The 12079-nt window shown below is 34.9% G+C and carries 12 protein-coding genes and 2 pseudogenes; 8 read left to right on the top strand and 6 right to left on the bottom strand.

The window, feature by feature from the left end:
* The first annotated feature begins 27 nt into the window (after positions 1-27).
* From HU137_RS08350 to HU137_RS08320, 7 genes are all read left to right on the top strand, one after another.
* Positions 28-546, top strand: a complete 519-nt coding sequence (locus tag HU137_RS08350; RefSeq protein WP_182043388.1) for a class I SAM-dependent methyltransferase — start codon at positions 28-30, stop codon at positions 544-546.
* Positions 530-1411 (top strand): glycosyltransferase family 2 protein, encoded by an 882-nt coding sequence (locus tag HU137_RS08345; RefSeq protein ID WP_182043387.1) that lies wholly within the window; start codon positions 530-532, stop codon positions 1409-1411. Before HU137_RS08350 ends, HU137_RS08345 begins: the two co-directional genes overlap by 17 nt.
* A 52-nt stretch (positions 1412-1463) precedes the next feature.
* Positions 1464-2246, top strand: coding sequence for a hypothetical protein (locus tag HU137_RS08340; RefSeq protein ID WP_182043386.1), 783 nt, complete (start codon positions 1464-1466; stop codon positions 2244-2246).
* Positions 2243-3034 (top strand): hypothetical protein, encoded by a 792-nt coding sequence (locus HU137_RS08335; RefSeq protein WP_182043385.1) that lies wholly within the window; start codon positions 2243-2245, stop codon positions 3032-3034. The genes HU137_RS08340 and HU137_RS08335 overlap by 4 nt, the downstream gene beginning before the upstream one ends.
* A 37-nt stretch (positions 3035-3071) precedes the next feature.
* Positions 3072-3851: a HipA family kinase gene (locus HU137_RS08330; RefSeq protein WP_182043384.1), complete on the top strand. Its 780-nt coding sequence runs from the start codon at positions 3072-3074 to the stop codon at positions 3849-3851.
* Positions 3829-4212, top strand: coding sequence for a DUF3037 domain-containing protein (locus HU137_RS08325; protein ID WP_182043383.1), 384 nt, complete (start codon positions 3829-3831; stop codon positions 4210-4212). Before HU137_RS08330 ends, HU137_RS08325 begins: the two co-directional genes overlap by 23 nt.
* A 69-nt stretch (positions 4213-4281) precedes the next feature.
* Positions 4282-4629: a hypothetical protein gene (locus HU137_RS08320; protein WP_182043382.1), complete on the top strand. Its 348-nt coding sequence runs from the start codon at positions 4282-4284 to the stop codon at positions 4627-4629.
* Between the two features lie 64 nt (positions 4630-4693).
* Here HU137_RS08320 and HU137_RS08315 read toward each other — a convergent pair whose 3' ends face one another.
* Positions 4694-5023 (bottom strand): hypothetical protein, encoded by a 330-nt coding sequence (locus HU137_RS08315; RefSeq protein WP_182043381.1) that lies wholly within the window; start codon positions 5021-5023, stop codon positions 4694-4696.
* 195 nt (positions 5024-5218) lie between these two features.
* Here HU137_RS08315 and lpdA point away from each other — a divergent pair, with 195 nt between their 5' ends.
* Positions 5219-6610: a dihydrolipoyl dehydrogenase gene (gene lpdA, locus HU137_RS08310; RefSeq protein ID WP_182043380.1), complete on the top strand. Its 1392-nt coding sequence runs from the start codon at positions 5219-5221 to the stop codon at positions 6608-6610.
* Positions 6611-6923: 313 nt separating this feature from the next.
* On the opposite strand, the pseudogene HU137_RS08305 reads toward lpdA, so the two are convergent.
* The 5 genes and pseudogenes from HU137_RS08305 to HU137_RS08285 form a co-directional block, all read right to left on the bottom strand.
* Positions 6924-7665, bottom strand: a pseudogene (locus tag HU137_RS08305) (IS982 family transposase).
* Positions 7666-7756: 91 nt separating this feature from the next.
* Positions 7757-8890 (bottom strand): catalase family protein, encoded by a 1134-nt coding sequence (locus HU137_RS08300; RefSeq protein WP_182043379.1) that lies wholly within the window; start codon positions 8888-8890, stop codon positions 7757-7759.
* 60 nt (positions 8891-8950) lie between these two features.
* A complete protein-coding gene (locus HU137_RS08295) occupies positions 8951-10309 on the bottom strand; it encodes a Dyp-type peroxidase (protein ID WP_182043378.1) in 1359 nt (452 codons plus the stop codon).
* Between the two features lie 17 nt (positions 10310-10326).
* Positions 10327-10884, bottom strand: coding sequence for a hypothetical protein (locus HU137_RS08290; protein WP_076549609.1), 558 nt, complete (start codon positions 10882-10884; stop codon positions 10327-10329).
* Positions 10885-11067: 183 nt separating this feature from the next.
* A pseudogene (locus HU137_RS08285) lies at positions 11068-11948 on the bottom strand (IS982 family transposase).
* Between the last annotated feature and the right edge of the window lie 131 nt (positions 11949-12079).

Genomic DNA, 12079 nt, shown 5'->3' with positions numbered 1-12079 from the left:
ATAACCAAATACGCTAATTTTGGCTCGATGTACAAAAAAGTTCCAAAAAAAAGATACGCTATCACGCTGGGTTTGGTAGAGAAATTTATTTCTAAAGACGAAAAGATTTTGGATTTGGGTGTAGAAAATCCTTTGTCCAATTTGATCAGAGAAAAAGGCTATCAAGTTCAAAATACAGACGGTGAAGATTTAGATGATGAATTTCTACAATTAAAAGAAATCGATGCTGATGTTGTGACGGCTTTTGAGATTTTGGAACATTTGCTAAATCCATATTCGGTTTTAAAAAATCTGCCTGGGAAAAAATTATTGATTACCGTTCCATTACAGCTTTGGTTTGCAGCGCCTTATCGAAATATGAACGACATCAGAGACTGGCATTACCATGAATTTACCGATTGGCAATTGGATAGGCTTTTGGAAAAAACCGGATGGGAAATCAAATTCCGTAAAAAATGGACAAACCCTGCCGGTAAAATCGGAGTCCGACCTTTGCTTAGAAAAATTACACCACGCTATTATGCTGTTTATGCCGAACGAAAATAAGTTCAAATACAACATCATCATTCCTGTTCACAATGAAGAAAAATACATTTCTAATTGTTTGAATTCTATCGTGAACCAAACCCATTTACCTCAAGAAGTCATCGTGGTCAATGATAATTCGACCGATGATTCAGAAAAAATCATCCAAGAATTCGCTCAAAATTATTCTTTCATAAAATCGATCAATTCTGAAAATCATTCCACCGATCATCTTCCCGGAAGTAAAATCGTCAATGCTTTTTATAAAGGATTTGAACATCTTAAAAATGAATGGGATGTCATCGTAAAATTGGATGCCGATGTGATTTTGCCTTCCAACTATTTTGAAGAAATCTTGGCAGCATTTGAATCAGATCCCAAAATCGGAATTGCAGGAGGATTGGCTTTTGTAGAGCAAAACCGAAAATGGGTGTACGAAAAAATTGGTAACAAAAAACAGGTACGAGGACCTTTTAAATCTTATTCAAAAGATTGTTTTGAAAAAATTGGCGGATTGAAAAAATCCATCGGTTGGGACACTGTCGACGAACTATTGGCAAAATACCATGGATTTGAGGTGAAAGTTTTACCTGAATTGGAAGTGAAATTGCAAAAACCTACCGGCCTGAATTATCAAAAAATTCATCTTCAAAAAATGGGAGAAAGTTTTTATAAAATGGATTATGGATTCATCATTTCTTTCATCGCAGCAGCCAAATCGAGTTGGAAATCGAAACAGCCTTTGAACCTTTTTTCTATTTTAAAAAGCTACACAAATCATCTTTTAAGCTCTGATAATAAAATAGTTACAAAAGAAGAAGGGAGATTCATCCGCAAGCAACGTTGGAATGGAATTCTTAATGCTTTGACAAATCGTAGCCAATAATTTGTTAAAGGAAAAATTCGCAAATACTAATTCCATTACTTTGTCGTTAAGTATGCAGAGAAACAATCTCATATTAGTAGTTTTTTTTAGCTTTTTGGGTGTTGCTCTCGCTCAGGAAAAAAACATCAAAGTTCAAGTCATTATAGATGATGGGCAAGAAGAACACCCGGGAAGCGTCTACATTACTAACTCACGCACCCAACAAACAAAATTCTCCAATACAGAAGGAATCGCTGAAATGCTGATTTCGGAAGGTGACGTATTGGAATTTCATTCCGAATTTTATGAAAACCGTAATTTCACCATCTCTCCTACTATTTTTCAAAATGGTCAGGTTACCATTCATCTCAACCCGAAAATCATCGTTCTAGAACTAGCGGAAATTTCCGATTTTAAATTGACCGGCGATTTAGCAAAAGATGCCAAAAATGCCAAATATGTGGACAAAGCCACCATCGTTTATAATAATTTAGGTATTCAAGAAAAAGAAGTTCCCAAACCCAGTCCATTTGGTAGATCTGTACGGAAAGGAATTTCAGTTGATAAAGTAATCGGCGCGATCAATGGTTATAACAAAAAGCAAAAAGCCAACAAACTATTTGAACGCAAACAAAATGAAATGAACTGGGTTCAATCCAATTGGAAAGAAAATTATTTTACCGATTCTTTAAAAATCCCTCAACATAAAATTCAAGAATTCATTTACTTTGTGTATGAATCCTCCGATATTTACGATAAAATCAAGAAAAATCAATACGTGGAAGCAGAAAATTTATTGACCAAATACAGCATCATTTATTTAAATCGATTGAATTCAAAATTGCTGACTGAATGAGATTACCCGTATTTTTCTTATTTGCTATTCTAATTTTTTCTCAAATTCAAGCCCAAGAAAAAATCGTTCATGGTGTCATCATCATCGACCTAAATGATGCTTCTCCGGAAGGAATTTACATCACCAATTCCCGTACGAAATTCACAACGATTACCGATTTGACAGGGAGTTTTTCACTCAGAGCTGAAGCTGGAGATAGTTTGCTCATACAATCTACTTTTTACGAGTCTCGTCGGTTCTATCTTACAGAAAATTTGATGAAAAAAGATTTTCTGAATATCCATCTGAACATCCAACCCATTGCGCTCGACGAAGCCGTCATCATGCCCAAACTCACCGGATTTCTCGACATCGATGCCGCAAATTACAAACCCGGAAAAGATCCTATTGCCGATTTGTACAAAGAACTCGGCGTAAATCCCGATGCCTCTAAACTCCGCGATTCATCTGACTTTACCATGTGGAAAGACGTTTCTCCATTTCATTTGAACGTGGATAAACTTTACGAAGTTTTTTCTGGAGATTTGCGCCGAAGACAGAATTTATACGCTTTTGAAGGTCGGGAAACCAAAATTCTACACATTCGTGAATATTTCGGTGACGAATATTTCATGAATGAACTCCAAATTCCGCAAGAGAAAATCAGAGAATTTGTCTATTTCTCCTACGAAACCACAAAAATTCCGACTTTTTATGCAAACGGAAATTTTTTGAATATCATGAAAGAATTGTCCAATATGGCGCCGGTTTATCTCTCACGACTGAACGCTTGGCAACACAATAATTAATAAATTTATCGTAATATTAAACTCGATTTAATCCTATATGAAATTACGTTCCGCTCATCTGACGCGCTATATTTTGCCACTTCGCGAAGGAGGTTCCCTACCTGCTTTAGCCGAAGCTGATGATGACTTTAAATACGTCGTCAAATTCAAAGGCTCCGGCCATCGAGAAAAAGCTTTGATAGCCGAATTCCTCGGAGGCGAAATCGCTAGAAAATTAGGTTTTAAAATTCCTGAATTGGTTTTACTCCATCTCGACGAAGCCTTTGGTAGAACGGAAGGCGATGAAGAAATTCAAGATTTATTACAAGCCAGCCAAGGTTTGAATCTCGGTTTGCATTTTCTTTCCGGCGCGATCAATTATGACCCAAATGTAATGAAAGTCGATCCCGATTTGGCTTCCAAAATCGTTTGGATGGATGCGTTCATTACCAATGTCGATCGGACTTTCAGAAACACCAATATGCTGATGTGGCACAAAGAACTTTGGCTCATCGACCATGGTTCTGCTTTCTTTTTTCACCATAGTTGGGAGAATTGGGAGAAACACGCAAAAAGTCCGTTTGCCTTTATCAAAGACCATGTTCTTTTGAAAGAAGCAAGCGAATTGGAAAAAGCAGATGAAACATTCAAACAGTTAATAACCGATTCATTTTTAATGGATTTGGTGAATGAATTGCCGGACGAATGGTTGAATTTCGATCCGGATTTGACACCGGAAACGATTCGAAAAGTCTATTTTGACTTTATGAAATTGCGATTGGAAAACACGGAAATATTTATAAAAGAAGCCCAAAATGCAAGACAAAATCTTATATGAATATGCCGTCATCCGGATTTTCCCAAAAGTAGAACGGGAAGAATTCATCAACGCCGGAATTCTCATCTATTCGAAACAAGCCAAAAAACTATTGGTCAAAACCTATTTCAACGCAAAAAAGTTTGCTGCTTTTGAAACGGAATTGGATCCCGAACAAGTTCAGTTGAATTTAAAATCCTTTGAATCCATCGCAAACGCTGACTCAAATGGAGGACCGATTTCCAAAATGGATGCTCCTTCCCGCTTCCGCTGGATGACCGCTGTCAGAAGTTCTTGTGTCCAAACTTCTCGACCGCATCCCGGATTTACAGAGGATTTAGAGAAAACATTGGAGAGATTGTTTGAGGAGTTGGTGGTTTGAGGTATGATTTACGACGTTCGAAGTAAGAAGTTGGTTGAAATATTTTTGTAGAATATTCGTTTTCAATAAATGAAAAATTGGAACAGAATATTTTATGGATTAGGTATATTACCTTGGGTAGCTCTCATTCCATTATTAACCTTTTATTTTCACGCAGCAATAATTTTAAGAAGATTACCATCATATAATTATCCCGATCCTAAAGATCTTGATTTTTATGAGTCTTATAGAAAAATCATTGATCCTACATCAGACTTATGGGGATATTCATTTTTACTATGGATTATATTATTAATCATTTATTCCATTTTACAGAGAAAAAAATTTAATTGGAAACCTATAATATTTAGCGGCTTTGGGCATTTGATGGTAATTTTTCAATTCTTCAATGGTGTAATTGGATGGTATATTGATTAAAATCCCCTCACAAATTACGGCTCGTAAATATCTTTAATCTGTTTTCTATCGTCTATTTTCTAAGTCAAAGATAACTCTCAAACGTAAACGCACAAACCGAAAAAGGATCAGCGCCTGAAAAAAGTTCTTGAATCAATCGGATGCATTGATTTCGGTTGCAAGTACATTGATGGATACCATTTTTGGGAACATCTGGAATTTCGACGAGCCAAAGAAATTTATTGTATTTGGAGAATTGAACGACGATGTTTTGATCATTCACAATTCCGAAACTGCTTCCATCGTCTTCCGGTAATTGTTCAAAAATCTCCAAAGCTTGTTCGAGAACCGCTTCCAACGGAAAATCCATCGGCACTTTTAGTTCGTCAGATATATTTTCAAAAAATAATTTCATGTATCTTTCTAGTAACTAGTAATTGGTGAATAGTGATTAGCAAAATATAAATATTATCCTACATCAAACCTCCATCATCCATCTTCCATCATCCATCTTCCATCTTCCATCCAAATTTATAAAATTCCACAACATGGAGATAATTCCTACGATAATTCTTAATTTAGCGCTCAAATTAGAATAAATAAATAACAGATGAAATTTGATATCGTAGTCATAGGAAGTGGTCCCGGCGGATATGTAGCAGCCATCCGAGCAGCACAGTTGGGAAAAAAAGTAGCCATCGTAGAGAAAGCCGAATTAGGCGGAATCTGTCTGAATTGGGGTTGTATCCCGACCAAGGCGCTTTTAAAAAGTGCGCAGGTTTTCAAATATTTTAACCACGCCGAGGAATTTGGTTTCAACAAACCAAGCGATTTGACTTACGAATTTGGAAACATCGTTCAGCGCAGCCGAGGCGTTGCCGACACGATGAGTAAAGGTGTTCAATTCTTGATGAAGAAAAATAAAATCGAAGTCATCAAAGGTGAAGCAAAAGTTCGTCCCGGAAAAAAAGTAATGGTAAAAGGTGATGATGGTGTTTCCAACGAAATTTCTGCAGATCATATCATCATCGCAACCGGTGGTCGTTCCCGTGAATTACCGGCTTTGCCACAAGATGGAAAAAAAGTAATCGGATACCGCGAAGCTTTGGTTTTGCCGGAACAACCCAAATCGATGATCGTCGTAGGAAGCGGTGCGATCGGCGTTGAATTTGCACATTTTTACCATACGCTTGGAGTCGATGTAACCATTGTCGAATTCCTACCGAGAATCGTTCCAGTAGAAGACGAAGATGTTTCCAAACAATTGGAAAAATCTTTCAAAAAAGCCGGAATCAAAATCATGACCAGTTCAGAAGTTACGGCTGTTGACACTTCAGGAAACGGCGTGAAAGCAACAATTAAAACTGCAAAAGGCGAAGAAACTTTGGAAGCTGATATCGTACTTTCAGCAGTTGGTGTAGTAGCAAACATTGAAAATATAGGTCTGGAAGACGTTGGTATCCAAACCGAAAGAGGAAAAATCAAAATCAACGATTATTGCCAAACCAACGTTGCCGGATATTATGCGATCGGCGATGTGGTTCATGGTCAGGATTTGGCGCATTTGGCATCTGCACAGGCGATTTTATGTGTAGAGAAAATTGCAGGCGAACATGTGGAACCGATTGATTTCAATAACGTTCCGGGATGTACGTATTGTTCGCCGGAAATTGCGTCTGTCGGATATACAGAAGCCAAAGCAAAAGAAGCCGGATACGAAATAAAAGTCGGAAAATTCCCATTTTCTGCCAACGGAAAAGCGGTTGCAAATGGTTCAAAAGACGGATTTGTAAAAGTGATTTTCGATGCGAAATATGGTGAATTTCTAGGTTGTCATATGGTTGGAGATGGTGTAACGGAAATGATTGCAGAAGCGGTTGTTGCACGTAAATTGGAAACGACTGCACACGAATTGATGAAATCCATTCATCCGCATCCGACGATGTCAGAAGCCATTATGGAAGCAGTGGAAGATGCTTACGGACATTCGATTCATATCTAAATTAGTAATTAGTAAAAAGTAATTGGTAATTAGCCATAAAAATAAAACGGTGGGAGAAATTCTCGCCGTTTTTTTTTTGTAGCAATTCCGGCTGTTCGTTTCTATCTTTTTCCAATTTCTCGTTTTTTGTCAGCAGATAAAAGGAGTTCAATAGATTTCCACTCTTTTTTCTGCACAAAAATTCTCGCCTCCGGAAAAAGGATATCCACTTCCATCCGGGCTATTTTTGATTCAAGGTTTAAAATTTAAAGTTCAATGTTTGAAGAACTTAAAATCAAATACAAAATATTTAATACTTACTCGTAGTGCATTGTTAAACCAATGTAATTTTTATATTGTTCATTTTCCTGTTAAAAAGAAAAATATTGACAAATTGGATAAAAGTTAGAGTTGTTATTTTACTCAATATCCTTGTTTTAAAACCATTAAAGGATTTTGCATAATTTGAAGAAATCTGTTTGCACCTGGGTGGATAAATAACCTCTGTCTCCGATTAATATACCATTGTTCATTTGATGCTTAATATCCTGCAAAAAATGAATATCTTGAATGCTTGCTGTAGAAATATCAAAACTTTGGAAAACTCCGGAAACAGAACAAACTGCATGTAATTTGTAACCATAATAATATCTCGATTGAGAAGCGCAATAACCTTTGCTGGGAAACGAAAATTCATTTTCCTTACAAATTTTAGAGCGGTTCGCTCTTGCGTTTTTGCAGATTTCTAAAGGCATCGAATCTACAATAAAAGTGGTTTCCATCTCATTAAATTTAGCAACCATAAGTTTTCTAATATTTTCCAAGTGTAAGAAAAGCTTTCTTTTTCTGCGATTAAACACACTTCTCTCAATCATTCCCTTTAGTTTTGAATTAGAGAGGTATCTAAACAACTGATATTCTGAATCTATCGATAAATATTCTGCAGAAATATTTATTGAAATGAGTTCTAAATCAGATAATTTTGGTTTAATTGGTTTGAAATAAAAATTTTCTTTGATGGTTAATTTTCTTAATTCCTTTAAAATAAAATCGTAAATTGCATCTAGGTTATTCATAATGTATTAGATTGGTAGTCAATACAATATACGGAATTTTCGTATTATGAGTAACCTTTTTTATAATGCACTACGGGTGTAAATATAAAAACTATTTCTGATAAAATTTCTCATCAAATGCCTCCTGCAAATTGTTTGGCTCTTTTCTTTTTTTGTTATTTAATTCGTGACGGGTCGTTGAAGAGGTTACATAGGCCGATTTTCTCGTACTTTGCAAATTACCTATGGGACGATTTTCTTCTAGAGTTCTAAACGGCGTAAACGAAAGATTGTCCATCACATTAAAATTACCATCTTCAGGAACTTCTTGTTTAAATATTTTGATTTTAGCTACCGTGCGAAATGGCGATAGTTCTTGAGACCATTCTTCTGTAAGATCATTAATTGGCATTTTTTTCAAATCGTTACATAATTGAATTTGTAGATTGAATGTAAGATCGTTTTTTGCGATCTCTTTAATAATAGCTTTTCTGTAAGGCCAATCTTCGCTGTCAATATCAATATCCTTATCAATAATTAAGTTTTTCGTTTCGTCAGTAGGTTCAATTCTTACTTTTGCCATATAATCTCCGTGACGAACTGCGCCCATACTGTAATACTTGTATAAAAAACTGTTAATTGATGGGATTTTTTCAAAAGTTTTTAGTGCGGCTAATTCTTTTAATGCTTCGAAATTTGGGAAAGCTTTTTTATTTTCTGTAACCCAGATTGAAGCAAATTCCAATTTTCCTAATGCACCTTTTTCAAAAAAATCGGTGATTTTAAGAAACAGTTTGGAGATGAAAACATAATGTTCCGCAGTATTGCAAAAAAATACCGGATTATTGATTAGGTTGAAATCCACATTTGGTGATGACTCTTCACCAGGAGCAACTTTTTTGCCTTCAATTCCAAAAATTTTAAGTGCAAAACCTTGCGCATTTCCACTTAGTTTATCAGGCAACACACGAGAGGATCCGTTTGAAAAACGAACCACCGCTTCGTGTTTTCCTGCATTTTTATAAATACCTTGAGCCAATTCTTCAGGCAAATTAGGCAGAATTTCCACCTCTGCCTTTAATGCTGCATAGCCATTGGCGTGCGCATCTCTTGTATAATTATGAGCGCGGCTTAGTTGCGGCGTGTTTCGAATATAATCTACAATATCCTTATTAATTTTATTGATATACTCTTCGAAATTTTCAGGAATTTCTTCCAATTTATAATCATATTTAACGTATTCCATGCAATTAGATTTTTTTGTTAGTGATTTTAAAAAAAAAAAATAGTTAAATTTTTATAAGTATTAATTTAATTCACTGATCCATTTGAGAGCTGAAAGACTTGGGATAAAGCAATATTCACCACCTTTCACGATATTATAAGTTTGTAAACCTCGGTATCTTTTTATTAGCGGGTCTGCAGGCATACTGAACAAACTATTTTGATCTTGCAAACCAACCATAGGATCTTTTTCACTACCCAGATTTTGTGAATTGCCATCATTAATCCATTGTTTTTGCAAAAATTCCAAAGTCCCCATTGCATTCGCGCTAATTCCCATAAAATATTGACCGCGTTCTTTACCGTCATTTTTTGTCACTTCCGGCGGAACAATATCCCCAAAAGTTACGCTGCGACGTATAATGCGGTGAAGCCTTTCATCTTCCAAGACAAAAGTTTTGGAATCTCGCGGATTCATCCTGCGGATGTGAGAACTGAAAGGACATTTTTTTCCAAACTCATCGTTCTTAAATGAAAAATTATTATTTTTTTCAGGATTTTCTCCAAGCACTTTATCATCTTTTTCTGGCGATAAAACTAGTGGAGCTCCGCTTCTCCATCTGCCTACCATTTTCGCAGCCAAAAGTTCGCCTTCTTCTGGAGAAGAACTATTTTCCTTAATGAACTGGTTAAACTCTGCAACCTGGCTTTGATATTTTCTAAAAATCATAAAAGACCCATTCTTCCCTAAAATGTCCGGCTGAGGAAAAGGTTTTGTAATATCACCTTCTCCTGGATAACCTAATATAAATTCGCCAGCTGCAATCGGGCGGTCAAAACCTTGAGGTACATCAATCCCACTACCTTCAACTTCGGGATTACTGATTCCATCGCGAAAACCGAAAACATTTTTCACCTCTTCTGTAGCACCAAAATCTTCACTCACCAAAACTTCAACTCCATTGTTTTCCGAAATTTTAGTACGAAATTCTTCCAATTTGCTTTTCCAATCGGCTTCATTATTGGAGATCACTGCAGAAGCAATATGAATGTTAGGATTTTTAAATTCTTTCTGCCAATTTTTGGGATCATTTACGCCAATATCATAAAGATAAGACGATCTTTTAGCCATTCCTTCTTTAAAAGATTCCGGAAAAGAATCTAAACTTTCTTTTGGTACACCAATTTTTTCTAAACCTTTATAGGTAAAAGTTAGGAATACAGATGCTCCTTCGTTTTTGTTCCATTCCTCTGCAGAATCAATTAATGGAATCAAATCTTTCAACATCTTCTTCGCACTTTCTTTATCCTTGATTTCTAATAATGCTACTGTTCCAAAATAAGGAATTGGCCTACTTCTCAAAATTAAAGATTGAATTTCCTTCAACTCTATATTAACTTTGTCCAAATTGAAAATTCTTTTTATAAAATCAAATGCCATAATTTATTTATTAAAAATTATTTTTCAATTTTATTAGAATCGTCAATGGCTTTATTTAAGCCAGTAATAATCTTATCGTTACGTCTAATGTCGTTTACAGTAAGATGTGGTACTCCCACATACCAACCTGTCGCAGTAATCTGTTTGCTAAGAATAAAATCTTTAACTGTTGGATCTTTAATTCCAGGCCAACCTTCCACATTTCCAAAAATAATATCCATCAATTGGGGAATTTTGGTTGCAAAATCATCGATATAAGCATCCCAATCCCCATCATAAGCTGTACAGAACAAAATCTTAGTATCATTATCAAAAAGAACAATTCGTAAATCGTGTAAGGTTCCAACTTTTGTAGCACCTTTCAAATTACCATTTGCAATCTCCATAATTTTTCGGAGATTATCAGCGCCGCCGGGCTTCAAATCTGCCATTGCAGTCAGTTCAGAAACCCGACCTGATCGTAATCCTTTTCTACCTGCAGAAGTTGTGGAATGATCATATCCATCATCAATACCTTCTGAAAAATTTGCTTTAATAAGCTCTGCTGTTAATTTTACATTGTCGATGAAACTCATAACAAAAAGATTTATTTTAATAATTATTTACCTAAAATCAAAAACTAAACCATCATTTAATTTTTTAATTAAAATTATTTATTAAAACTATTCATTGAATAGAAATAAAAAATTCAATTAAATTAACATTGCTCAGTTCTTAGTTGGTCCTATTTTTATATTAAATATACTCGTAGTGCATTATTAAATTAATTCAATTTTAAGTCTATTCATTTTTCTATTGAAAACAAAAACATTTACAAACTGAATGAAAATTAATGCTGTTATTTTGCTCAATACCCTTGTTTTAAAACCGTTAAAAGATTTTGCGTAATTGTTTCTGATTTTAAATTGGTCGCAAAGTTGAGAGAATAAAGTCTCAATTCTTTTTCTGGATTTTCTGAAAATATATTTTTGTTTTTGATAATTTTTTTGGTTGTTTCTCATGGGTGTATCCAGTTTTATATTCGCATAATTGAACAAATCTGTTTGCACTTGGGTGGATAAATAACCCCTGTCTCCAATCAACGTACAATTGTTCATTTGATGCTTGATATCTTGCAAAAAATGAATATCATGAATGCTTGCTGTAGAAATATCAAAACTTTGGAAAACTCCGGAAACAGAACAAACTGCATGTAATTTGTAACCATAATAATAACTCGATTGAGAAGCGCAATAACCTTTGCTGGGAAACGAAAATTCATTTTCCTTACAAATTTTAGAGCGGTTCGCTCTTGCGTTTTTGCAGATTTCTAAAGGCATCGAATCTACAATAAAAGTGGTTTCCATCTCATTAAATTTAGCAACCATAAGTTTTCTAATATTTTCCAAGTGTAAGAAAAGCTTTCTTTTTCTGCGATTAAACACACTTCTCTCAATCATTCCCTTTAGTTTTGAATTAGAGAGGTATCTAAACAACTGATATTCTGAATCTATCGATAATATTCTGCAGAAATATTTATTTCAATGAGTTCTAAATCAGATAATTTTGGTTTAATTGGTTTGAAATAAAAATTTTCTTTGATGGTTAATTTTCTTAATTCCTTTAAAATAAAATCGTAAATTGCATCTAGGTTATTCATAATGTATTAGATTGGTAGTCAATACAATATACGAAATTTTCGTATTATGAGTAACCTTTTTTATAATGCACTACGGGTTAATACTTTATAATTTCTACCAAATACCATTTACCATTTACCAAAACTAAATA

The organism is Moheibacter lacus, from assembly GCF_014042165.1.
GTDB classification, from domain to species: Bacteria; Bacteroidota; Bacteroidia; order Flavobacteriales; family Weeksellaceae; genus Moheibacter; species Moheibacter lacus.
This window is presented reverse-complemented; position numbering and strand designations above follow the sequence as displayed.